Annotated in this window: 22 protein-coding genes; 18 read left to right on the top strand and 4 right to left on the bottom strand. The window is 68.2% G+C overall.

The window, feature by feature from the left end; translation table 11 throughout:
- The first annotated feature begins 1 nt into the window (after window position 1).
- The 14 genes from OKW76_RS12685 to OKW76_RS12620 all read left to right on the top strand — a co-directional run bounded on the left by OKW76_RS12685 (window position 2) and on the right by OKW76_RS12620 (window position 11,552).
- Complete coding sequence (locus OKW76_RS12685; protein WP_265549233.1) at window positions 2-1,330, top strand: FliI/YscN family ATPase; 1,329 nt, start codon at window positions 2-4, stop codon at window positions 1,328-1,330.
- On the top strand, window positions 1,323-1,757 hold the full coding sequence (locus OKW76_RS12680; RefSeq protein ID WP_265549232.1) for a hypothetical protein: 435 nt from the start codon (window positions 1,323-1,325) through the stop codon (window positions 1,755-1,757). Before OKW76_RS12685 ends, OKW76_RS12680 begins: the two co-directional genes overlap by 8 nt.
- A 47-nt stretch (window positions 1,758-1,804) precedes the next feature.
- A complete protein-coding gene (locus OKW76_RS12675; protein WP_265549231.1) occupies window positions 1,805-3,616 on the top strand; it encodes a flagellar hook-length control protein FliK in 1,812 nt (603 codons plus the stop codon).
- 16 nt (window positions 3,617-3,632) lie between these two features.
- A complete protein-coding gene (locus OKW76_RS12670) occupies window positions 3,633-4,223 on the top strand; it encodes a flagellar basal body-associated FliL family protein (protein WP_265549230.1) in 591 nt (196 codons plus the stop codon).
- A gap of 3 nt (window positions 4,224-4,226) precedes the next feature.
- A complete protein-coding gene (locus OKW76_RS12665) occupies window positions 4,227-5,189 on the top strand; it encodes a flagellar motor switch protein FliM (RefSeq protein WP_265549229.1) in 963 nt (320 codons plus the stop codon).
- Window positions 5,186-5,479: a flagellar motor switch protein FliN gene (gene fliN / locus OKW76_RS12660; RefSeq protein ID WP_033921843.1), complete on the top strand. Its 294-nt coding sequence runs from the start codon at window positions 5,186-5,188 to the stop codon at window positions 5,477-5,479. The genes OKW76_RS12665 and fliN overlap by 4 nt, the downstream gene beginning before the upstream one ends.
- A 1-nt stretch (window position 5,480) precedes the next feature.
- Entirely contained in the window at window positions 5,481-5,735 is a 255-nt protein-coding gene (locus OKW76_RS12655) for a flagellar biosynthetic protein FliO (RefSeq protein WP_256506055.1), read from the top strand.
- A 128-nt stretch (window positions 5,736-5,863) separates the two neighbouring features.
- Window positions 5,864-6,655 (top strand): flagellar type III secretion system pore protein FliP, encoded by a 792-nt coding sequence (fliP, locus tag OKW76_RS12650; protein WP_416221817.1) that lies wholly within the window; start codon window positions 5,864-5,866, stop codon window positions 6,653-6,655.
- 121 nt (window positions 6,656-6,776) lie between these two features.
- Window positions 6,777-7,046 (top strand): flagellar biosynthesis protein FliQ, encoded by a 270-nt coding sequence (gene fliQ, locus OKW76_RS12645; protein ID WP_033921840.1) that lies wholly within the window; start codon window positions 6,777-6,779, stop codon window positions 7,044-7,046.
- A gap of 133 nt (window positions 7,047-7,179) precedes the next feature.
- Window positions 7,180-7,953, top strand: a complete 774-nt coding sequence (gene fliR / locus OKW76_RS12640; RefSeq protein ID WP_265549227.1) for a flagellar biosynthetic protein FliR — start codon at window positions 7,180-7,182, stop codon at window positions 7,951-7,953.
- Complete coding sequence (locus OKW76_RS12635; RefSeq protein ID WP_265549226.1) at window positions 7,953-9,089, top strand: EscU/YscU/HrcU family type III secretion system export apparatus switch protein; 1,137 nt, start codon at window positions 7,953-7,955, stop codon at window positions 9,087-9,089. Before fliR ends, OKW76_RS12635 begins: the two co-directional genes overlap by 1 nt.
- Window positions 9,090-9,145: 56 nt before the next feature.
- Window positions 9,146-10,552, top strand: coding sequence for a flagellar filament capping protein FliD (fliD, locus tag OKW76_RS12630; protein ID WP_265549225.1), 1,407 nt, complete (start codon window positions 9,146-9,148; stop codon window positions 10,550-10,552).
- A 4-nt stretch (window positions 10,553-10,556) separates the two neighbouring features.
- Window positions 10,557-10,958 carry a flagellar protein FliS gene (locus OKW76_RS12625; protein WP_265549224.1) on the top strand — a complete coding sequence of 134 codons (402 nt, stop codon included), beginning with the start codon at window positions 10,557-10,559 and terminating at the stop codon, window positions 10,956-10,958.
- 57 nt (window positions 10,959-11,015) lie between these two features.
- Window positions 11,016-11,552: an NADPH-dependent FMN reductase gene (locus OKW76_RS12620; RefSeq protein ID WP_265549223.1), complete on the top strand. Its 537-nt coding sequence runs from the start codon at window positions 11,016-11,018 to the stop codon at window positions 11,550-11,552.
- A 102-nt stretch (window positions 11,553-11,654) separates the two neighbouring features.
- Here the strand turns inward: OKW76_RS12620 and OKW76_RS12615 are convergent, their stop codons facing one another.
- The 4 genes from OKW76_RS12615 to argH all read right to left on the bottom strand — a co-directional run bounded on the left by OKW76_RS12615 (window position 11,655) and on the right by argH (window position 15,422).
- A complete protein-coding gene (locus OKW76_RS12615) occupies window positions 11,655-12,434 on the bottom strand; it encodes an NAD(P)-dependent oxidoreductase (protein ID WP_265549222.1) in 780 nt (259 codons plus the stop codon).
- Window positions 12,435-12,548: 114 nt separating this feature from the next.
- Window positions 12,549-13,805, bottom strand: coding sequence for a diaminopimelate decarboxylase (lysA, locus tag OKW76_RS12610; protein ID WP_265549221.1), 1,257 nt, complete (start codon window positions 13,803-13,805; stop codon window positions 12,549-12,551).
- Between the two features lie 4 nt (window positions 13,806-13,809).
- Entirely contained in the window at window positions 13,810-14,049 is a 240-nt protein-coding gene (locus tag OKW76_RS12605; protein ID WP_265549220.1) for a hypothetical protein, read from the bottom strand.
- Entirely contained in the window at window positions 14,046-15,422 is a 1,377-nt protein-coding gene (argH, locus tag OKW76_RS12600) for an argininosuccinate lyase (RefSeq protein ID WP_265549219.1), read from the bottom strand. Before argH ends, OKW76_RS12605 begins: the two co-directional genes overlap by 4 nt.
- Window positions 15,423-15,597: 175 nt before the next feature.
- Here argH and OKW76_RS12595 point away from each other — a divergent pair, with 175 nt between their 5' ends.
- The 4 genes from OKW76_RS12595 to OKW76_RS12580 all read left to right on the top strand — a co-directional run bounded on the left by OKW76_RS12595 (window position 15,598) and on the right by OKW76_RS12580 (window position 22,144).
- Entirely contained in the window at window positions 15,598-16,038 is a 441-nt protein-coding gene (locus OKW76_RS12595; protein WP_322740091.1) for a TlpA disulfide reductase family protein, read from the top strand.
- A 211-nt stretch (window positions 16,039-16,249) separates the two neighbouring features.
- Window positions 16,250-17,443 carry an efflux RND transporter periplasmic adaptor subunit gene (locus OKW76_RS12590; RefSeq protein WP_416221866.1) on the top strand — a complete coding sequence of 398 codons (1,194 nt, stop codon included), beginning with the start codon at window positions 16,250-16,252 and terminating at the stop codon, window positions 17,441-17,443.
- A gap of 7 nt (window positions 17,444-17,450) precedes the next feature.
- Window positions 17,451-20,669 carry an efflux RND transporter permease subunit gene (locus OKW76_RS12585; protein WP_322740090.1) on the top strand — a complete coding sequence of 1,073 codons (3,219 nt, stop codon included), beginning with the start codon at window positions 17,451-17,453 and terminating at the stop codon, window positions 20,667-20,669.
- The gene (locus tag OKW76_RS12580) at window positions 20,666-22,144 is read left to right on the top strand and encodes an efflux transporter outer membrane subunit (protein ID WP_265549217.1); all 1,479 of its coding nucleotides are present in this window, start codon (window positions 20,666-20,668) and stop codon (window positions 22,142-22,144) included. The genes OKW76_RS12585 and OKW76_RS12580 overlap by 4 nt, the downstream gene beginning before the upstream one ends.
- The last annotated feature ends 4 nt before the right edge of the window (window positions 22,145-22,148 follow it).

Below are 22,148 nucleotides of genomic sequence, written 5' to 3'. Positions count from 1 at the left end.
AATGCTGAACACCTTCGCCGACGACTATCTCGAGCGGCTCGCCGCGCCGATGTTCGTGGCCAAGCCGCGCGTGTCGGGGCGGCTCGCGTCGTTCGACGGGTTGCTGATGGAGGCGGTGGGGCTGTCGCTGCCGGTGGGGACGGTGTGTGCGGTGGGCAGCGGCAAGGGCGCGGTCGAGGCCGAGGTGATCGGTTTTCGCAACGGGCGCACGCTGCTGATGAACCTAGGCGGCCCCGCACCGCTGCTGCCCAATGCGCCGGTCCGCCCGATCGGCCCGCCGGGCGAGGCCGAGGTCGGTCCCGCGCTGCTCGGGCGCGTCATCGACGGCGCGGGCAAGCCGATCGACGGGCTCGGCCCGATTCGCGGTGCCGACCACTGGCCGCTGGGGGGCAAGCTGCAGAGCCCGCTCGATCGCGGCCGGGTGCGCGAGCCGATGGATGTCGGGGTGCGCGCGATCAACGGGCTGCTGACGATCGGCCAGGGCCAGCGCGTCGGCATCATGGCGGGATCGGGGGTCGGCAAATCGGTGCTGCTCGGCATGATCGTGCGCGCGGCGCAGGCCGACGTCGTCGTCATCGGGCTGATCGGCGAGCGCAGCCGCGAAGTCTCGGACTTCCTCGAGACCAAGATTCACGGCGCCGCGCGCCAGCGTTCGGTGGTGGTGGCGGTCCCCGCCAACCACTCGCCCGTCCTGCGCATCCGCGGTGCGCTGCGCGCCACCGCGATCGCCGAGGCATTCCGCGACGAGGGCAAGCGGGTGCTGCTGATCATGGATTCGCTCACCCGCGTGGCGCATGCCGGGCGCGAGATCGGGCTGGCGCTGGGCGAGCCGGCTTCGGCACGCGGCTATCCGCCCAGCGCGATCGCGATGCTACCCAGCCTGATCGAGCGCGCTGGCACCTGCGTCCATTCGGGCGGGTCGATCACCGCGATCTATACCGTGCTCGCCGATGGCGACGACGGCAACGATCCGGTCGTCGATTCGGCGCGCTCGATCCTCGACGGGCATATCGTGCTGAGCCGTGCGCTTGCCGAACGCGGTGTATATCCTGCGATCGATGTCGGTCCCTCGGTCAGCCGGGTGATGACCGATATTGCGGCCAAGCGCCACGTCCATGCCGCGCGCGTGCTGCGGCGGCATCTGGCGACCTATGAGGAAAATCGCGATCTGGTGCTGATGGGCGCCTATCGCGCGGGGGCCGATCCAGCGATCGACGCGGCGATCGCGGCGCATGGCGCGGTGCTCGAATATATCCGCCAGGACGCCGATTCGATCGTGTCGCTCGACGCCGCGATCGAAGAGCTGACCGGCGTGTTCGCCGATGGCTGAGCGATCGGCGAAGAAGCTCGAACGCTTGCTTCGCGTGCGTACGCTGCAATTGGGGCTGGTGCGCGCCGACGAAGCGCGCGCGGCGGAGAAGGTGGCGAGCGAAACCGCGCTTCGCGACCGGATCACGCAGCTGGCCGCCGAGGTGGCCCCCGCCCCCTCGCCTGCGCCCGCTGCGGCGTTGTCGCTGATCGCGGGGGCGCAATATCGCGACCGGCTGCACCAATCGGCGTTCGCCGCCGAGCGCCGCGTCACCGTCGCGCAGGACAGCCTGGGTCAGGCGCGCGACGCCAGCCGCGAGGCGCGCCGCGACCAGAATGCGGTTGAAAAACTGATCGACCGCGCCGAGGTGCACGCCGCGCTCAAGGCGCTGCGCGCGCTCGAGACGCTGCCGCCAAGCGCCCCGCGCAAACGGCACGATCCTTGCTGATCGCGATAGCGATGCAGCCGACGACCAACCTTCCAACTTCGAACCCGATGGCGACCCTGTTGTCGCCCGCGCCGGCGCGTGCGGGTGTCACGCAAGCGCCGCCGCGCGATGGGCTGGTGTTCGCCGACGCGCTCGCGGGTGTGACCGCGGGTCCGGCACCGATCGCAGTGCAACCCCTGCCGCCGCTTGCCGCTGCCGGCAAAACCCTGCCGGTGGCAGTGGTGGCTGCGGTGGTCGCGACGGAATTGCCGATCGCCGAAACGATTGCACCGACCACCCCGCCGCAAGCACCGCTCGATGAACCGGTACCGACCGAGCCGGCGCCAGCATCGATGGTTGCGGGGCAGATGCCCAACGCGATGCCGATCGTCGAACGCCCCGCGGCGAAACGTCAGCCAGCGCGGCACCCCGCTCCAGAGCCCGAAACGCAGGAGAAGGCGGCAGCCGTTTCGACCAGCGTACCAGTGTCGCTGGCTTCACCTGCTTTGGTCGCAGGAGAGGCGATCCCGCCCACCGTTATCACCAAGCCAGACCAGATGGCGCCCGACGTTCCGACTGCCGCGCCGTTGACCGATACCAATGTGCTGCCGCCGATGGCGCTGTCGGCCGTCGCGGCCCCCGTGGAAGGGGTAGGAAGTTTACCGCCGTCGTTGCCCGAAGCGGTGCTCGATCACCCGAAAACGTCGACACCAGCCTCGATAGCGGTGCGAGCGGATCACGCTGCGCCAGCGCTTACCGCTCCGCCGGTACGCGTGCCGGTTATCGCAGGCGACCGGCGATCGCCGACTGCGCCAACCGCCGATCGTGTCGCGCCAGCTACAACGCAGCACCATATCGTGCAGGCAGCGCTCGCGCAGCCCGACCCGCTGGAGGCACCTGTGTTCACAGCGCCGAACCGCTCACTGCTGGAAGGCACGCTGGATGCGCCCGCAGGCGAAACGCCCAACCGTCATCCGGTTGGTGCCGAAGTCGCAGCGCCGACAATCGCGGAGCAGCCGGCAACGACCTCACCGCTTGCGGCGCCGCAGGTCGGCGAAGGACTGAGCGTTCGGTCAACTACCAATGGCGATCAGGAGCCCGCGATGCTGGCGCCGGAGACGATCACGGCGAGCCCGTCGCCGGTGGTCGATCGTTCCGCTGCTCGCGCGATTGCCGAGAGCGCAGCAACCCTTTCAGCGCCTTTCCCGGCCCCGCAGTCCATGGCGGTGGCCGCGCTGTCGATCGGCTGGCGCTCGCCCGTGCTTCGCGAGCCGATCGACGAAGTGGCATCGACGCCGACACCCGCCATCGACAGCGTCGATACCACGCAGGCGCTGCGCGCGCGGATCAACGTCGCGTTCGCCGACGCGGCTCCCCGGGCGCCGCCAACCGAAGCACCCGAGCTCGACCTCCGCTCGATCGATCTGGCACCTGTGGCCGCCGCGCCGCCGATCGATCGTACCGCCGCGATCGACGCGCCTTCGGCCCCCGCCCCGGTCGCGACCAATGATCCGGCATGGATCGACGCGATGATCGATCGGATCGAGACGCTGCGCGACACCGCGGGCGCGCGCGAGACGCGGATCCGGCTGACGCCCGATGCGCTGGGCGCGGTCGAGGTGACGATCCGCGAGACCGCCGAGGGGGTGCAGCTCCAGCTGACCGCCGACACCCCTGCCGCGCGCGCGTTGCTGGCCGAAGCCGCGCCGCGGCTGGCTGAAATGGCCGACGCACGCGGGTTGAAGCTTGGCCAGCCCGATGCCGGGACCAGCCAACAGGGACAGCAGCGCGCGTCGCCTGAACAGCAGCGCGCGCAATCCAATCGCAGCGCCGGGGGCGGCGACGCCGCCGACGCCGACGCCGACGAACGAATCGCATGAACGGGGAAATTGAAACATGAGCGATAAGAAGGACGACGCGCCCAAGAAGAAGGGCGGAATAGGAAAATGGATCGGCATCGGCGTCGCATTGGTGGCGCTGGTCGGCGGCGGGGTCGGCGCGGGGCTGTATGCCAGCTCGTCGGGGATGCTCCGCGGCGGCGAGGCCAAGGCCGAAGGACCGCGGCTGGTCCCCAAGGAGGAAGAAAAGCGCGCCGCGAAGAAGGAAGGCGAGGAAGGCGAAGCCGAAGCGAGCGGCGATGCGCCAACCAAGGGCGAGGGCGGCGACAGCTATGCGTCGAACTATTACGCGCTCGAGAAGGAGTTCACCTCGAACCTGCTCGGCAGCGTCCACTTCGTCCAGATCGGCGTCGCGGTTTCGACCCCGTATGACGACAGCGTCATCGAAGGGCTCAAGACGCACGAGATCGCGGTCCGATCGGCGATCCTGATGGCGCTCGGCGAAACCGATGAGGAGCAGGTCTTCAGCACCGAAGGCAAGCGCCAGCTGCAGAAGCGGCTGGTGAAGGCCATCAACGACACTTTGAAGGAAAAAGAGGGATTTGGCGGCATCGGTAACGTCTACTTTACCAATTTCGTTGTTCAGTGAGACATGGTTAACGGCTCAGCAGGAACAGCGGCGTTCGATCGACGCGAACGCCCCCGGCACGACGCGGCACATGCCGCGTCGCTGGGGATCGCGAACCTGAATCCGTTCGGCGACCTGCACACGCTCCAGCACCTCTCGGCGCGGATGGCGCGCAGCATGCGCGGCGTGTTCGAGCCGGTGCTGCGCCGCGCGGTGCGCACCTGGGTCGAGCCGTTGTCGGTCGAGCGGTTCGGCAGCTATTGCGCCGAACGGCCCAAGGGCATGACCGTCTGGCTACCGCTGGCGATGCAGACGCCGTCGCAGGCCAATCCGGGCCAGGCGCTGATGGCGATCGACGCCAAATTCTCGCTCGAGCTGCTCGACCTGTTCTTCGGCGGGACCGGCGAAGCGCCGCATCCGATGCCGAGCGAATTATCCCCTGCCGCCGAGGCGATGGTGCAGCGGATTGGTACGATGATCGCCGAGCCGCTTGCCGCGGCGTGGGAGCCGGTGGCGCGGCTGTCGTTCGCACCGGGCCATCCCGAGACGAGTTGTTCGATGCTCGCCAACCTCGACGACGACGATGCGATGATCGTCACCCGTTTCGGCATCGCTGCGGGCAACGACAAGCCAGTGTTCGTCGACCTGGTCTATCCGGTCGCGGCGCTCAAGCCGATCGGCCCCTCGCTCAACGCCAAGGTCCATGGCCGCACCGCCGAGCCCGAGCCGCATTGGCGCACCGGGCTGACGCGCGCGGCGATGGCGGTGACCTTTCCCGTCCGGTCGGTGCTCGCCGAGCCCACCATCTCGCTCGGCCGGCTGCTCGAACTCAAGGAAGGCGACGTCATCCCGATCAGCTTCGGCCAGCATGTGCCGGTGATGATCGGCACGCATCGCCTGGGCACCGGAATCGTCGGATCGGCCAACGGCCATGCCGCGATCTGCCTGCATTCGATCGAACGACTCGATGAAGAGGATTATTCATGAACGACATGACCGGCGCATTCCCGGTCGACTCCGCGGTCGCCGCCAATTTCCGGCTGCTGCAGGACGTCGACGTGAAGCTGACCGTCGAGATCGGCTCGACCAACCTGACGCTGCGCGAATTGCTGGCGCTGGGCGAATCGAGCGTGATCGAGCTCGATCGCCAGTCGAACGAATTGCTCGACGTGTTCGTCAACGGCACGCTGATCGGCCGCGGCGAAGTGGTGACGGTGGGCGAACGCTTCGGCGTGCGGATGACCGAACTGGTGAGCCCCGAGAAGCGCGTCCGCTGAGATGATGTGGTCCTATATCCTCAAGCTGCTGGTGCTGCTGCCGTTGGTTTGCGGGCTGCTGATCGGGTGCCTGTTCCTGTGGCGGCGGCTCGAATCGCGGCTGCCGGGCAACCAGGGCGACCGGCTGCTGAAGGTGCGCGAGACGATGATGCTCTCGCCGGGGCTGAAGCTGGCGGTGATCGATTTCGAGGGTCGGCGGCTGTTGGTTTCTGTAGGTCGCGGCGGGGTTTCGCTGCTCGACAAGTCTGACGCGTGATGGGCTTCGTGACTGGCATTGCTGCCTTATCCCCGCTCGTGCTGAGCCTGTCGAAGCACTGTTTTTCCTTCTTCACCAGGGGAGAAGAGCGGCACTTCGACAAGCTCAGTGCGAACGGGGTTGGGGTGGTGGTCCGAACATTGGCGGTGCTTGCGGCAGCCGTTTTGGTCGCCCTCCTCCTCGCCGATCCCGCAATCGCGCAGACCGTCGCCCCGCCCGCCGCCCCCGTCCCCAATGCCGGCGACGCGATCGACCGGGCGCTGGGCGACCTCGGCGGAAACGGCGAGGCGCCGCTGGCGCTGTCGTTGCAGGTCCTCATCATCATGGGGCTGTTGTCGGTGCTGCCCGGCATCCTGCTGATGATGACCAGCTTCACGCGGATCATCATCGTGCTGTCGGTGCTGCGTCAGGCGCTGGGGCTGCAACAGACCCCGCCCAACCAGGTGCTGATCGGGCTGAGCCTGTTCCTGAGCTTCTTCATCATGGCGCCGACGATCAGCCAGATAAACACCCAGGCGATCCAGCCCTATGCCGCGGGCCAGATGGGCGCGACGCAGATGATCGAGGTGGGGGGGCAGTCGCTCCACGCCTTCATGCTCAAGCAAACGCGCAAGAAGGACATCACGATGTTCTCGGACATCGCCAAGACCGGCCCCTATGCGACGCCGCAGGACGTGCCCTTTTCGGTGCTGCTGCCCGCCTTCGTGACCAGCGAGCTCAAAACCGCGTTCCAGATCGGCTTTCTCATCTTCCTGCCCTTCATCATCATCGATCTGGTGGTGGCGACGGTGCTGATGAGCCTTGGCATGATGATGCTGTCGCCGACGATCATCTCGCTGCCGTTCAAGCTGCTGTTGTTCGTGCTGGTCGATGGCTGGGCGCTGACGATGGGATCGCTTGCCAATAGCTTCGTGAGTTGAGGGGGGTGGGCTACATCCCTTCCCCGTTCGTGCTGAGCTTGTCGAAGCACTGTCTTTTCTTCTCGGCTGGGCAAGAAGTACGGTCCTTCGACAAGCTCAGGACGAACGGAGCGATGGCGTAATGGACGCCGATTATTTTCTCACCGTCGCGCGGCAGGCGATGTGGATCCTTGCGCTGGCGTCGGCGCCGATCCTGTTGCCGGCGTTGCTGTCGGGGTTGATCCTGGGGATGATCCAGGCGGCGACGTCGATCCAGGAACAGACGCTGTCGTTCGTGCCCAAGTTGATCGTCGTGGCGATCAGCCTGGTGATCTTTGGGGGGATGATCCTGACGCTGATCGGTGATTTCACGATCAGCATCTTCGAGCGGATTCCGGATTTGGTGCGGTGAGGGGCGAGTTCAGGCCTATCCGTTCCCGTTCGTTTCGAGCGAAGTCGAGAAACTGCAGCCGAGCGCTGGGTTCGCGTTTCTCGACTTCGCTCGAAACGAACGGATCGCAGGAGAGCCCGCCCGCGGGCGGCACATGCTAGGCTTCGGCCTCTCGATCGAACCCGCGCTTTGGACGCTCATCTTCACGATGGTGCGCGTGGGGGCCGCATTCATTGCGGCGCCGGTGTTCAGCGCGGTTTCGGTGCCGGTCACGGTTCGGATCACGCTGGCAGGCGCGATCGGCATCCTGGCGATGAACAGCAACGCGATCATCGCGCCCGAGCAGGTCTTTGCGTTCGAGACCTTCCTGTCGATCGCCGCCGAGGCGCTGGTCGGGCTGGCGCTTGGCTTCATCCTGCAGATCGCGTTCGCCGCGCCGTTGCTGGCGAGCGAGGTCATCGGTACGTCGATGGGGATCGGCTTTGCCGCGGCGATTAATCCGCAATCGGGCACCTCGACCCCGGCGCTCGGCAATTTCCTGTCGATCCTGCTGACGTTGCTGTTCCTGGCAGTCGACGGGCACCTGGTGCTGGTCGAGCTGGTGGTGCGCAGCTACGAGGTGCTGCCGCCGGGCGCCGCGTGGCTCAGCGTCGCGGCGCTGCGCAACATCGCGTTCTTCGGCGGCTATGCGTTCCTTGCCGGGTTCCTGCTGGCGTTGCCGGTGGGGTTCCTGTTGCTGTGCCTCAACCTGATCGTCGGCATGCTCTCGCGCTCGTCGCCGTCGCTCAACCTGTTCGCGGTCGGGTTGCCCGCCAGCCTGCTCGCAGGCGTCATCGCGCTGTTCGTCGCGATGCCCGCGATGGGCGATTACATGCTGGTGATCATTCATGAAGCGCTCGAGGCCGCGCGCACGCTGGTGCTCGGCTGATGGCGGAGAATGGCGGCGAAAAGACCGAAGCACCGACCCAGAAGCGCAAGCAGAAGGCGGTCGACGACGGCGATATCCTGAAATCGCGCGAGTTCGGCACCGCGATCGTCGTGCTGCTGGGGTGTAGTTGGCTGGTGCTGCTGGGGCCGGCGGTGCTGGGGGCGTGCCGCGAAGTGATGGCGGCGGGGTTTCGCTTCGGGCGCGCCGATGTCGAGGATTTCCAGCCCTTCCGCCCGATCGGCGAAGCGCTGTGGACGCTGGCCCCCAGTGTCGGCGGGCTGCTGGCGCTCACCTTCGTCGCGTCGATCCTCAGCCAAGCGGGGCTCGGCTCGATCGCCTTCAACGGCAAATTGCTCGCGCCCAAGGGATCGCGGATCAACCCGGGCGCGGGGCTCAAGCGGATCTTCGGCGCGCAGGGGTGGATCGAGCTCGGCAAGTCGCTGCTCAAGGTCGTCCTGCTCGGCAGCATCGGCTGGTGGCTGCTCAAGGGCACCGCCGAATCGACGCTCGGCTATGTCTCGTCGGACCTGCAGCATGCGCTGGGCGGGCTCGGCGAACAGCTGACACTGCTGTTGCTGTGGATGTCGGCGGGGCTGGTCGCGATCGCGGGCGTCGACCTGCCGATCGCCGCCTTCCGCCGGATGCAGAAGCTGAAAATGAGCAAGCAGGAATTGAAGGACGAGCACAAGGAGAGCGAAGGCTCACCCGAGGCCAAGGGGGCGCAGCGCCAGCGCCAGCGCGAGATGGCCAAGCGCGGCTTCCGCAAGGCGATGGGCGAGGCGCATGTGGTGCTGACCAACCCCACCCATTTCGCGGTCGCGCTGCGCTACGAACAGGGACGCGACCAGGTGCCGGTGGTGGTGGCCAAGGGGCGCGGCGCGACCGCGCTGGCGATCCGCGAGCTGGCGGGCGACATGGCGGTGCCGGTGCTCGAATATCCGACGCTGGCGCGCGCGGTCTATTATACCAGCCGCGAGGGGCAGGAGGTGCGCGACGATCTGTATCTGGCGATCGCGACCGTCCTCGCCTTCGTCTTCGGGGTGAACGTGCAGGCAGGCGGCATCCAGCCGCCGGTGATGGTGCCGCCGGGCGCGCGCTTCGACGAAAACGGCAACGCTTCGCCGCAAACGACTTAAGAAAGCGCGCGCGCGGTCGATCCTCAGCAAGACAATAGCCGGGAAAGATTTGCGCGATGGCCATCGAATCGATTGCGAATACGCTCGGCACCGGATCGGGGATCGATATCGGCGCGCTGGTCGGCGGGCTGGTCGATGCACAATTCGCCAACAAGACCGCGACGCTCGATCGGCGCGACACCGCGCTGGCGGCGCAGATCTCGGCGGCTGCCGACCTCAAGAACGCGATCTCGGGGTTTTCCTCGGCGCTGGCGGCGCTGGCGCGCAACGGGTCGCTGTCGACCCAGCCGACCAGTTCGGATTCGAGCGTGCTGAAGGCATCGACCTTGTCGGGCGCGACCCCGGGGGCGATCGACGCGACGATCGAAGTGCGCCAGATCGCCTTGGCTCAGGCATCGAACAGCGCGCCGCGCGCCGACCGCACCGCGGCGATCGGCACCGGCACGCTGACGCTGACCTTCGGCAGCGCGACGGTGGTCGACGGCGCGATGACGGGCTTCACCGCCGGCCCCGGCGCGGCGATCGACATCGCGATCGATGCCGCCAATTCGAGCCTCGACGGCATCGCCGCGGCGATCAACGCCAAGGGGGCGGGCATCACCGCGAGCATTTTGAGTGACGCGGCGGGATCGCGGCTGATCCTGAAGGGCGCGACCGGCGACAGCCAGGCGTTCACGCTGACCGCCGACACCCCAGAGCTGGCCGCGCTCGACGTCGGCGTCGGCAAGACCGGGACCACGATCGGCACCGCCGCACAGGACGCGATCGTCGCGGTCGACGGGGTGACGCTGCGCCGCGCGAGCAATTCGATCAGCAACATTATCGAAGGCGTGCGGCTCGACCTGGTGTCGGCCAAGCCCGGGACGAGCGTGCGGCTCGGCACGCAGGCGCCGGCCGCGGGGCTGACGCAGGCGGTCGAGGATTTCGTCGCGACCTTCAACGAACTGCAGAATATCCTGCGCACCGCGACCGACCCGATGGGGGGCGCGCTGCGGTCGGACAGTGCTGCATCGGCGCTCCAGCGCTCGCTTCGCCAGCTGGTCACCGCGCCGCTGACGACCGGGGGGGCGGCGGGTTCGCCGAGCACGCTGGCGCAGATCGGCGTCGGCACCCAGCGCGACGGCAGCCTGCAGGTCGATGCCGCGGTGCTGGCGCGCGCGATGGCGAGCGACCCGGGGGCGATCGAGGCAATGTTCGCCAGCGGCAGCGGCCTGCCCGCCGCGCTGTCGGCGGTCGCGACCGCGGCGACCAGCCGGACGACCGGGCTCGGCGCCAGCGAGGCGCGCTACACCGCGCAGCAAGGCGAGCTTGCCGACCAGCGGCTCGACATCGCCGAGGCGAGCGAACAGCTGCGCACGCGGATGACGCAGCAGTTCGCGAGCATGGACGCCAAGGTCGCCGCGTATAAATCGCAGCAGGATTTCCTGACCCAGCAGATCGACGCCTGGAACAGCCAGGATTGATGCGATGACACGCTATGCCACCGCCTTTGCCGGCGATCCCGCCGCGACCTATCGCACGATCGAGCTGGCCAGCCGGACCGGCGGCGCCAACCCGCACCAGCTGGTCGAACTGCTGTACGAGGAACTGGTGCGCGCGCTGGGCACCGCCGCCTGGGCGACCGAGCGCTGCGACTTCAAGCTGAAGGGCGAGCGGGTGACGCGCGCGACCGCGATCCTGTTCGCGCTCGAAAACGGGCTCGATTTCAAGCGCGGCGGCGACGTCGCGCGGACGCTGGCGACGCTGTATCGCGGGGTGCGCCAGCAGGTGGTCAACGCCAGCATCGGCGACGACCCCGCTCCGTTTCGCGCGGCGGCAAGCGATCTTGCCGAAATCGCCGCCGCGTGGCGCAGCCTGCGCGCGGGGTGACCCACGAGTTGAACGTCGGCATGGCGTCGGCGCGCCGCATGCGGTAGCGGGTGGGCGATGCAGCCGTTCCATATCGTCGCCATCGGCGGCACGCTCCGCGCCGAATCGGGTACCAGCCGCGCACTTTCCGCAGCGCTAGCGCATGCCGAGCGCGGCGGCGCGCGCACGACCTTGCTGACCGGCGCGGCGATCGACTTCCCCAATTTCGATCCCGACCAGGCGCTGGCCAACGACGCGATCGTCCGTTTCCTCGAGGTGGTGCGCACCGCCGATGCGCTGGTGATCGGATCGCCGGGCTATCACGGATCGCTGTCGGGGTTGGTGAAGAACGCGCTCGACCATATCGAGCTGCTGCGCGGCGATTCGCGCGTCTATCTCGATTCGATGCCGGTCGGGATCGTCGCGGTGGCGGCGGGCTGGCAGGCGGCAGTCTCGACGCTACAGACGCTGCGCACGATCATCCACGCGCTGCGCGGCTGGCCGACGCCGATGGGGGTGGCGATCAATTCGTCGGCGCCGGGCGATCCGCTGGGCGATGCCGATCCGCAGCTTGGGGTGATGATGCAGCAGATCGATACGTTTTTGCGGCGTTAGATTGCCCGATCCCGTTCGTTTCGAGCGTAGTCGAGAAACGGCCACCAACCGTCCGGCTTCGGTTTCTCGACTTCGCTCGAAACGAACGGAGTGTGGGCAGGCTTAGCGCCCGCGCATCGCCAGATCGACCGACAGGCCTTCGCCCGGATCGGCGGGCGGCGCGGCGCAGGCGATGCGGATCGCGTCGGCGCGGGCGCGGTCGAGGATCGCAGGCGGCACGCCCGGGCGGTGATAGACGCGGTCGGCCTGCGCCAGCATCCGCGCCGCGCGCAGCGTGAGCGCGTCGGGTTCGGCCGAGACCAGGTCGATCCGCACCAGCCGCGGCAGACGCGCGCCCTGTTCGTTGGCCAGCCAGCGGTCGACGCTGCCGGCATCGATCCGGCCGAAGGGGTCGAGCGCCCCGCCCTCGCCCAGCGCGTCGGAGATCGCGTTGCGGCGGGCGCGACCGTCGGGGAAACGCTCGCGCATCGCGCCGCGCGCAGCGGCGAGCGCGGTCGCTAGCGGGCCGAGCGCTTGGGGGAGCAATCCTTCGAGCCGCTGGCGGAGTGCTGCCGCGAGCCCCGCCGAGGCGCCGCCGGTCGCGACCGCGATCAGCACCGGCGAGCGATCGACGATCGCGGGGAGCGTGAAGTCGCAGAGCTCGGGGCGGTCGACGACGTTGACCAGCTTGCCCGCTGCCTTGAGCGCGGCGGCGATGCGCGCGGCTTCGTCACCGTCTTCGAGCGCGACGATCGCGAGGCGGGCGGGGTCGCTTTCGGGCACGGGAATGGCGCCCGCGCGTTCGAGCAGGCGGCGCTTGGCGTCGGCGGCCTCGCCCTCGCCGACCAGGATCACGGGTTTGCCGTCGAGGCGGACGATGATCGGGAGGCCGGTTTCGCGCATGATCCTATTGTCCCGTTCGCATTGAGCCTGTCGAAATGCCGTTCTTCCTTTGCTGGCGGTCGAAGGAGAAGAACGGTGCTTCGACAAGCTCAGCACGAACGGGGCGAGGGCGCGCTACAGCCACTCCGGGATCGTTTCCGCCGCCAGGATCGCCTGCGGGGTAACGCGCTCGGACACCACCGCGAACCGCGCACCGTCGACCAGCACTTCGGGCACCTTGGCGCGGCTATTGTAGGTGCTTGCCATCGTCGCGCCATAGGCGCCGGCGGTGCGGAATACCGCAAGGTCGCCGCTCGCCATCGCGTCGATCTCGCGGCCCATCGCGAAGGTGTCGCCGCTTTCGCAGACCGGGCCGGCGATGTTGGCGGTCAGCCGCTGCCCAGTCGGGCGCACCGCGACAAAATCGTGATAGGCGTCGTACAGCGCGGGGCGCGCCAGGTCGTTCATCGCGGCGTCGACGATGACATAAGGGTGGCCGCTCGACGGCTTCACCCACACGACGCGGGTCAGCAGCACCCCGGCATTGCCCGCGATCACGCGGCCGGGCTCGAACATCAAGGTGACGTCCCAGCCCGCGGTCACGCGCGCGACCATCGCGCCGAACGCCGCGGGTTCGGGCAGCGTCTCGCCGGGGCGATAGGGTACGCCGAGGCCGCCGCCGAGATCGACATGGCTGATCGCATGCCCCGCGGCGCGAAGCTCGGCCACCAGCTGCCCGACGCGCTCGAACGCACGTTCGAGCGGGGCGAGATCGGCGAGCTGGCTGCCGATATGCACCGCGACGCCGCGCAGGTTGAGGCCGGGTTCCTTCGCCAGCCGGTCGAACATCGCCGGCGCCTGATCGATCGCGACGCCGAACTTGTTCTCGGCGCGCCCGGTCGAGATCTTGGCGTGCGTTCCGGCGTCGACATCGGGATTGACCCGCAGCGTCGCGGGCGCGCGCTGGCCGCGGGCGGCGGCAAGTGCGCCGAGGACGCGGCCTTCTTCCTCGAGCTCGAGGTTGAACTGGCCGATCCCGGCATCGAGCCCGGCGGTCAGCTCGTCGCGGGTCTTGCCGACGCCCGAGAATACGATGTCGCCGGGCGCCATGCCTGCCGCGAGCGCGCGCGCCATCTCGCCGCCCGAGACGACGTCGGCGCCATAGCCCTGCCCGGCGAGGACCTTGAGCACCGCCAGGTTGGGGTTTGCCTTTACCGCGTAGGCGACATGCGTCCGCCCCGCGGGGGCGACCGCTTGGCGGAACACCTGCGCATGGCGTTCGAGCGTGGCGCGCGAATAGATGTACACCGGGGTGCCGACCGCCTCGGCGATCGCCTCCACGCTGACGTCCTCGACGTGAAGCACGCCGTCTTTGTGCGAAAAATGGTCCATCGGTTCAGCGCGGCGGCAAAGCGAAGGGGTCGTTGGGACGCTCTTCGGAGGTGGTGAGGAGTTCGTCGCTGCGCACCGGGCGCTGCTGCGAGGTCGAGGTCAGCAATTCATCGGCATTGGGCGCTTGTTGCGCGCCATAGGGCGCGACGGGCAGCGTCTTGCCCGGCGCGGGTTCCAGCCGCCCGCGCGAGCCGCAGGCCGACAGCGCGAGCAACGCGACGGGAATCAGGAGGAAGCGGATCATGCCCGCTTCTCGCGCAACGCCCGGCCTGCGGCAATGGCTTCGCGCACGCGATCCGGCGCGGTGCCGCCGAAGCTGCGGCGGCTGGCGACCGAGGCATCGATGCTGAGCACGTCGAACACCCGCGCGTCGATCCGCTGGTCGATCGCGGTGAGTTCGGCGAGCGGCATCGCTTCGAGCTTGCAGCCGAGCGCTTCGGCGCGCGCGACCGCGCGGCCGGTGACGTGGTGCGCCTCGCGGAAGGGCAGCCCCGCCTCGCGCACCAGCCAGTCGGCGAGATCGGTGGCGGTGGCGAAGCCTGCGTCGGCGACCGCGCGCATCCGATCGGCGCGGAAGGTCGCGCTTTCGATCATCCCGGTCATCGCCGCGATCGACAGGCCGAGCAGGTCGTGCGCCTCGAACACCGGCGGCTTGTCGTCCTGCATGTCCTTCGAATAGGCGAGCGGCAGCCCCTTCATCGTCACCATCAGCGCCATCTGGCAGCCCAGGATCCGGCCTGAATGGCCGCGCACCAGTTCGGCCGCGTCGGGATTGCGCTTCTGCGGCATGATCGAGCTGCCGGTCGACCATTGATCCGACAGCGCGACGAAGCCGAAGGGCTGCGACGCCCAGAGCACGAATTCCTCGGCGAGCCGGCTGAGGTGGAGCGCGCATTGCGCGGCGCTGGCGAGATAATCGATCGCGAAGTCGCGGTCGCTGACCGAATCGAGCGAATTGGCGGTCGGGCCGTCGAAGCCGAGCGCGGCGGCGGTGGCATTGCGGTCGATCGGGAAGCCGGTGCCGGCCAGAGCCGCGGCACCCAAGGGGCAACGGTTCATCCGCGCGCGCGCATCGGCGAAGCGGCTGGCGTCACGCGCGATCATCGCGTGATACGCCATCAGATGATGGCCGAGCGTCACCGGCTGCGCCGATTGCAGATGGGTGAAGCCCGGCATCACGTCGCCGGCATGCTGTTCGGCGCGGGCGAGCAGCGCGTCCTGCATTGCATCGAGCGCGCCGAGCACTTGGTCGATCGCGTCGCGCACCCATAGCCGGAAATCGGTCGCGACCTGGTCGTTGCGGCTGCGCGCGGTGTGAAGGCGGCCTGCGGCGGCGCCGATCTTGTCGGTCAGCCGCGCTTCGGTCTGCATATGGATGTCTTCGAGCGCCAGATCGTCGGCGGGGCCGTCGCGCTGGTAATCGGCGGCGACTTGATCGAGTCCAGCGAGGATCGCTGCCACATCGTCGGCGGCGACGATGCCCTGCGCGCCGAGCATCGCGGCGTGCGCCTTCGACGCGGCGATGTCCTGGCGCCACATTCGCTTGTCGAACGGGATCGATGCGTTAATCTCACGCATCACCGCCGACGGGCCTTCAGCGAAGCGCCCGCCCCACATCTGATTGGAACTGTCCGTGCGTCCAGCTATCACGCTTCTCCTCGGGCTCGGCCTGCTTGCAGGCGGCTGCGATAGGCAAGACGGGGGAGCGGAGCAAGCCAACAGCGTTGCCCCCGCCAACACCGTCGCCGCCGCGCCTTCCCCCGCAGCCCCGGGTGCCGAGAACGCGATCGGCATGCTCGACCGCAGCCACAAGGGCGAAGCCGCGCCCGATTTCGCCTTTGCCGATGCCAAGGGCGTCAAGACGACGCTGGCGGCGTTCGCTGGCAAGCCGGTGTTGCTGAACCTTTGGGCGACCTGGTGCGCGCCGTGCGTGAAGGAAATGCCGACGCTCGATGCGCTGGCGCAGCGCGAGGGCGATGCGCTGAAGGTGCTGACGATCAGCCAGGACCTCGACGGGCCGGCCAAGGTGGTGCCCTATTTCGAGAAGGCGGGCTTCAAGGCGCTCGAGCCGTGGACCGACCCCGATCTGCGCTTCTCGGTCGGGCTAGGCGCCAATTTGCCGACGACGATCCTGTACGATGCGGCGGGCAAGGAAGTGTGGCGGATGACGGGCAGCATGGACTGGTCGAACGACGCCGCACGCGATCTGATCGCCGAAGCCAGCGCGGCATAGGAGCCCCGAACCCCGGCCCGACCGGGCCCGGCAGCTACGGCAATCGGGGTTTCTTCCCTCGGCCCGTATTGCGCAGCGCACCAAAAAGGATGAAAAGGCCCTAATCGGGAACGTTCGCGTAAGGTAATTAGTTACTGGCCCGGTTATCGCGGCTCCATCCCTGGACCATTGGGACGGAGCAATCACTTTCCCTTCGTTCGTGCGAGGCCTGCTGTTGCATCGTAAAATCGCGTGCCTCGCCCCGGTGCTCTGCCTGCTTGCCGCGTGCGGCGGGGGCGGAGAAGACGAAGCCGCCGGCAAGGCGAAGGGCAAGGGCGGCACCCCCGAAGTCGGTGTGGTGACGCTGCAGGCAGAGCAGGTCCCGCTGACCACCGAACTCGCGGGCCGCGCCGCGGCGTTCGAGACGTCTGATGTCCGGCCGCAGGTGTCGGGGGTCATCAAGGCGCGATTGTTCACCGAGGGCAGCATCGTCCGCCAGGGGCAGACGCTGTACCAGGTCGATCCCAGCATCTATCGCGCCGCAGTGGCCGAGGCCGAGGCGAACCTTGCCAACGCGCAGGCCAATCTGACCGCGCAATCGGCGCGCGCCGACCGCTTTCGTCCGCTTGCCGAGATCGAGGCGGTGTCGAAGCAGGAATATACCGACGCGCAGGCGGCGGCGCGCCAGGCGGCAGCGTCGGTCCAGCAGCAGCGCGCCTTGCTCGAAACCGCGCGGATCAACCTTCGCTTCACCAACGTGCCCGCACCGATCACCGGTCGGATCGGCCGCAGCCTGGCGACCACCGGCGCGCTGGTGACCGCCAACCAGGCCGAGGCGCTGACGATGATCCAGCGGCTCGATCCGATCTTCATCGATATCCAGCAATCGAGCGCCGACCTGCTGGCGCTGCGCCGCGCGCTGGCGACCGACAACACCATTCCCTCGACCGCCGAGGTGCGGCTGCGGCTCGAGGACGGCAGCGATTACGGCCAGGTCGGGACGCTGCAGTTCGCCGAGGCGATGGTCGATCCCGAGACGGGCGCGGTCACGCTGCGCGCGCGCTTCCCCAATCCCCAAGGACTGCTGCTGCCGGGCATGTATGTCCGCGCGCGCTTCAGCCAGGCGACCGCACGCCGCGCGATCCTGGTGCCGCAGGCGGGCATCTCGCGCGACCCGCGCGGCAATGCGACGGTGCTGATCGTCGGCCCCGACAACAAGGCGGTGCGCCGCAACGTGCGCGCCGAGCAGACGGTGGGCGACAAATGGCTGGTCACCGGCGGCGTCCGCGCGGGCGACCGTGTGATCGTCGAAGGGCTGGGCCGCGCGCAGCCGGGGCAGACGGTTCGCCCGGTGCCCGCCGGTTCGCCCGCGACGATGCGGCCACAGCGCGCGCAGGGTGCAGGCACCGCCAAGGCCGGGAACTGAACGCGCCATGATTTCGCGTATCTTCATCGATCGGCCGATCTTTGCCTGGGTGATCTCGATCGTCATCATGCTCGCCGGCCTCGGCGGCATTCTAACGCTGCCAATCGCGCAATATCCCGACATCGCCCCCCCCGAGGTGAACATCCGCGCGACCTATCCCGGCGCGTCGGCCGAAATCCTCGAATCCTCGGTCACCCAGGTGATTGAGCAACAGCTGACCGGCATCGACGGCCTCATCTATTTTTCATCGACCTCGAGCTCGTCGGGGCAGGTGACGGTCACCGTCACCTTCGAAAAGGGCGTCGATCCCGACATTGCGCAGGTACAGGTCCAGAACCAGGTGCAGCAGGCGATCCCGCGGCTGCCCCAGCAGGTGCAGCAGCAGGGCCTGCGCGTCTCCAAGTCGAGCTCGGACTTCCTGCTGGTGGTGTCGGTCTATGACGAGACCGATCGCAGTACCAATATCGACGTGTCGGACTTTCTGGTGTCGAACCTGCAGGACCCGATCGGGCGGATCCAGGGTGTCGGCGACGTCAACGTCTTCGGCAGCCAATATGCGATGCGGATCTGGCTGAATCCGTTCGCGCTGTCTGGGTTCGATCTGATGCCGTCGGACGTCGTCGCCGCGATCGAGGCGCAGAATACCCAGGTCGCCGCCGGCCAGATCGGCGCGCTGCCGGCCCCCGCGGGGCAGATGCTCAACGCGACGGTGACCGCCAAGTCGCGGCTCACGACGCCCGAGCAATTCCAGCAGATCATCGTCAAGACGCAGACCGACGGCTCGAAGGTGCTGCTGAAGGACGTCGCGCGGGTCGAGCTGGGGTCGGAAAACTACAACAACATCAGCCGATTAAACGGCCACCCCGCCGCGGGTATCGCGGTGCAGCTGGCGCCCGGTGCCGACGCGCTCGAGACCGCCGAGCTGGTGAAGGCCGAGATCGAGCGGCAGGCAGGCAGCTTCCCGCAAGGCTATAAATACGCCTACCCGAGCGATTCGACGACCTTCATCAAATTGTCGGTCGAAGAAGTGGTCAAGACGCTGATCGAGGCGATCATTTTGGTCGTGATCGTGATGTTCGTTTTCCTGCAGAGCTGGCGCGCCACGCTGATCCCCGCGATCGCGGTGCCGGTGGTGCTGCTCGGCACCTTCGGCGTGCTCGCGATCTTCGGCTTTTCGATCAACACGCTCACGCTGTTCGGCCTGGTGCTCTCGATCGGCCTGCTGGTCGACGACGCGATCGTCGTCGTCGAGAATGTCGAGCGGGTGATGGAGGAAAATCCGGGTATGACGCCGCGCGAGGCGACGATCATCTCGATGAGCGAGATCCAAACCGCGCTGATCGCGATCGGGCTGGTGCTGTCGGCGGTGTTCGCGCCGATGGCGTTCTTCGGCGGGTCGGTGGGCGAGATCTATCGCCAGTTCTCGATCACCGTCATCTCGTCGATGCTGCTGTCGGTGGTCGTCGCGCTGGTGCTGACCCCGGCGCTGACCTCGACGCTGCTCAAGAACCCTGCCGATCGCAAGGAGCCGCGGACCAAGGTCGGCCGGTTCGGCAAGCGGATGGGTGACAAGTTCAACACCTTTTTCGACCGCACCTCGACGCGCTATCGCAACGGCGTGAAATGGGTGTTCGGCCGCCGCATCCTGGCGCTGCTGGTTTATGCCGGGCTGTGCGCCGCCCTGGTGCTGGTGTTCGTCGGCCTGCCGACCAGCTTCCTGCCCAACGAGGATCAGGGCCGCGCGCAGATTCAGTTTACGCTGCCGTCGGGCGCCACCAGCGAGCGGACGCTCGAGGCGGCCAAGGCGGTCGAGCGCTATTTCCTCGGACAGGCCGACGAAAATGTCGACACCGTCTACACGATCGTTGGGTCGGGCCAGGGCGGATCGGGCCAGAATGCCGGGCGCGGTTTCGTCAGCCTGGCGCCGTGGGACGAAAGGCCCGGCGCCGAGAACAGCTCGCTGGCGATCACCCGGCGCGCGACGCAGGACCTGGCGAGCCTGCGCGACGTCGAGTTCTTCGCGCTGAACCCGCCGCCGGTGCGCGGCCTGGGCCAGTCGGGGGGCTTCACGATGCAGCTGCTCAACACCGGCGGCCTCGACCGCGCGACCTTCCAGCAGCGACGCGATTCGTTGCTCGAGGCCGCGCGTGCCGATCCATTGCTCGATGCGGTGCGGCAGAATGAATTGCCCGACGTGCCGACGCTCGAAGTGGTGATCGACCAGGCGCGCGCAGGGGCGCTGGGGCTCAACCCCAATCAGGTCGATTCGACGCTGTCGGCGGCGTGGGGCGGGGTTTACGTCAACGACTTCGTCGATCGTGGGCGTGTGAAGCGGGTCTATGTCCAAGGCGACGCTCCCTATCGCGCCAGCCCCGAGGATCTGACCAACTGGTTCGTGCGCGGCGGCAACGGCCAGATGGCTCCCTTTTCCTCGTTCGCCGAAACCCGCTGGGGCACCGCGCCGACCACGCTCGGCCGGTTCCAGGGGCAGCCGAGCTACCAGATCCAGGGCGAGCCCGCCGAGGGCGAGAGTTCGGGCGCGGCGATGGAGCGGATGATGGAGCTTGCCGCCGAATTGCCCGGCGTTTCGGTCGAATGGTCGGGGCTGTCATATCAGGAGCGCGTATCGGGGGGGCAGGCGCCGTTGCTGTACGGGCTGTCGCTGCTGGTGGTGTTCCTGTGCCTTGCCGCGCTGTACGAAAGCTGGTCGGTGCCGTTTTCAGTGATGCTGGTCATTCCGCTGGGGCTGCTCGGTGCGGCGCTCGCGGTGTGGCTTCGTGGCCTGGAGAACGACGTGTATTTCCAGGTCGGGCTGCTGACGACGATGGGACTGTCGGCGAAGAATGCGATCCTGATCGTCGAATTCGCCGAACAGGCCGAGCGCGAGGGCGCCTCGCCGGTCGAGGCATCGCTGCAGGCGGCCAAGCTGCGGCTCCGGCCGATCCTGATGACCAGCTTCGCCTTCATCTTCGGCGTCGTGCCGTTGGCGATCTCGACCGGCGCGGGCGCCGCCAGCCGCGTCGCGATCGGTACCGCGGTGATCGGCGGGATGATCGCCGCGACGGTGCTGGCGATCTTCTTCGTGCCGTTGTTCTACGTGATGGTGCGCAAATTGTTCGGCGGCGAGGTGCACGGCCATCCCGAGAGCGTCAGCGAAAAGCACAAGGCGCAGGAAGCGCCGCGACCGCGCGGCGACGACGACGGCCGGGGACCGGTGACCGCATGACAACCTTGAAGAACCGGTGGGCGATCCTGGCCGCGATGGCGCTGCCGATCGCCGGCTGCAGCCTGGAGCCCAGCTACGAGCGGCCGAGCCCTGCGGTGCCGGGGCAATTCCCGGTGGGCGGCGCCTACTCCGCCTTGCCGGTGAGCGGTGCGCAACCGGTGCGCTACACCGACATCTTCCGCGACCCGCGGTTGCAGACGATCATCGGGCGCGCGCTGGCGAACAACCAGAATCTGCAGGTGGCGCTGGGCAATGTCCGCTCGGCGCGCGGTCAGTTGCGCAGCGCGCGCGCCGACCTGCTGCCGTCGTTCACCGGCTCGGCGGGCGCGTCGATCGCGCGCAATCGCGGGGCGGCGCAGGGCTTTGGCGGCGGCGGCAGCGTGACGCAGATTTACAACGCATCGGCGGGGCTGACCGCGTTCGAGATCGACCTGTTCGGACGGGTGCGATCGACCGCCAATGCGGCGCTCAACGAATATCTCGCGACCGAGGCGGGGATGCGCGCGGCGCGGCTGACCTTGGTCGGCGAAACCGCCAGCGCCTATTACACGCTCGCGACCGATCGCAGCCTGCTGGCGATCGCCGAGGACACGCTTACCAGCGCGCAGCGCTCGGTCGAGCTCACGCGCGCGCGGCTGGAAGGCGGAATCATCGGTCGCACCGATCTGCGCCAGGCCGAGACGATCCTGCAACAGGCGCGCGCCGATCGCGCCGATCTGACCGCGGTGGTCGCGCAGGATCGCAACGCGCTCGAGCTGTTGGTCGGTGCGCCGGTGACCGATGCCGAGCTGCCGCAATCGATCGAGACCGCCGATCCGCTGCTCGCCGAACTGCCCGCCGGGCTCGATTCGCGGATCCTGCTGGCGCGGCCCGACGTGGTGCAGGCCGAATATACGCTGCGCGCCGCCAACGCGCGCATCGGCGCGGCGCGCGCGCAATTCTTCCCGTCGATCAGCCTGACCGGGCTGGTGGGGTTTGCGAGCAACGCGCTGGGGTCGTTGTTCACCAATAGCGGCTTCACCTATAATGGCGGTGCCGATGCCGGGGTGCCGCTGTTCGACGGCGGCTTCAACCGCGGCAATCTCGAAACGACGCAGGCGCAGCGCGACATCGCGGTGGCGCAATATCGGCTGGCGATCCAGACCGCGTTCCGCGAAGTCTCCGACGCGCTGGCGCGGCGCGGGGTGATCGCCGAGCAATATGCCGCGCAGCTCGCGCTGCAGGAGGCGGCGGCCGATACCTTCCGCCTGTCCGACGCGCGCTATCGCGAGGGGATCGACGGGTTCCTGACGACGCTCGATGCACAGCGGACGCTGTACGGCGCGCGGCGCTCGCTGGCGCTGACGCGGCTGGTGCGGGCCGACAATCTGGTGACATTGTACCGCACGCTGGGCGGCGCCGACCTGGTGCCCGAGGCATCGATCGCGCCACCCGAGACGCCGCGCGGCAGCGAGGTGCTGCGCGGGGAACGGTGAGGGG

The organism is Sphingomonas sp. S1-29, from assembly GCF_026167545.1.
Lineage (GTDB): Bacteria > Pseudomonadota > Alphaproteobacteria > Sphingomonadales > Sphingomonadaceae > Sphingomonas.
The sequence above is the reverse complement of the archived record's forward strand: the minus strand, read 5'-3'. Positions and strand labels throughout refer to the sequence as shown.

Bases quoted from the DNA above. Each gene is read 5' to 3' on its own strand.
- OKW76_RS12685 (WP_265549233.1), top strand. From the start codon at position 2: ATGCTGAACACCTTCGCCGACGACTATCTCGAGCGGCTCGCCGCGCCG.
- OKW76_RS12680 (WP_265549232.1), top strand. From the start codon at position 1,323: ATGGCTGAGCGATCGGCGAAGAAGCTCGAACGCTTGCTTCGCGTGCGT.
- OKW76_RS12675 (WP_265549231.1), top strand. From the start codon at position 1,805: ATGGCGACCCTGTTGTCGCCCGCGCCGGCGCGTGCGGGTGTCACGCAA.
- OKW76_RS12670 (WP_265549230.1), top strand. From the start codon at position 3,633: ATGAGCGATAAGAAGGACGACGCGCCCAAGAAGAAGGGCGGAATAGGA.
- OKW76_RS12665 (WP_265549229.1), top strand. From the start codon at position 4,227: ATGGTTAACGGCTCAGCAGGAACAGCGGCGTTCGATCGACGCGAACGC.
- fliN (WP_033921843.1), top strand. From the start codon at position 5,186: ATGAACGACATGACCGGCGCATTCCCGGTCGACTCCGCGGTCGCCGCC.
- OKW76_RS12655 (WP_256506055.1), top strand. From the start codon at position 5,481: ATGATGTGGTCCTATATCCTCAAGCTGCTGGTGCTGCTGCCGTTGGTT.
- fliQ (WP_033921840.1), top strand. From the start codon at position 6,777: ATGGACGCCGATTATTTTCTCACCGTCGCGCGGCAGGCGATGTGGATC.
- fliR (WP_265549227.1), top strand. From the start codon at position 7,180: ATGCTAGGCTTCGGCCTCTCGATCGAACCCGCGCTTTGGACGCTCATC.
- OKW76_RS12635 (WP_265549226.1), top strand. From the start codon at position 7,953: ATGGCGGAGAATGGCGGCGAAAAGACCGAAGCACCGACCCAGAAGCGC.
- fliD (WP_265549225.1), top strand. From the start codon at position 9,146: ATGGCCATCGAATCGATTGCGAATACGCTCGGCACCGGATCGGGGATC.
- OKW76_RS12625 (WP_265549224.1), top strand. From the start codon at position 10,557: ATGACACGCTATGCCACCGCCTTTGCCGGCGATCCCGCCGCGACCTAT.
- OKW76_RS12620 (WP_265549223.1), top strand. From the start codon at position 11,016: ATGCAGCCGTTCCATATCGTCGCCATCGGCGGCACGCTCCGCGCCGAA.
- OKW76_RS12615 (WP_265549222.1), bottom strand. From the start codon at position 12,434: ATGCGCGAAACCGGCCTCCCGATCATCGTCCGCCTCGACGGCAAACCC.
- lysA (WP_265549221.1), bottom strand. From the start codon at position 13,805: ATGGACCATTTTTCGCACAAAGACGGCGTGCTTCACGTCGAGGACGTC.
- OKW76_RS12605 (WP_265549220.1), bottom strand. From the start codon at position 14,049: ATGATCCGCTTCCTCCTGATTCCCGTCGCGTTGCTCGCGCTGTCGGCC.
- argH (WP_265549219.1), bottom strand. From the start codon at position 15,422: ATGTGGGGCGGGCGCTTCGCTGAAGGCCCGTCGGCGGTGATGCGTGAG.
- OKW76_RS12595 (WP_322740091.1), top strand. From the start codon at position 15,598: ATGCTCGACCGCAGCCACAAGGGCGAAGCCGCGCCCGATTTCGCCTTT.
- OKW76_RS12585 (WP_322740090.1), top strand. From the start codon at position 17,451: ATGATTTCGCGTATCTTCATCGATCGGCCGATCTTTGCCTGGGTGATC.
- OKW76_RS12580 (WP_265549217.1), top strand. From the start codon at position 20,666: ATGACAACCTTGAAGAACCGGTGGGCGATCCTGGCCGCGATGGCGCTG.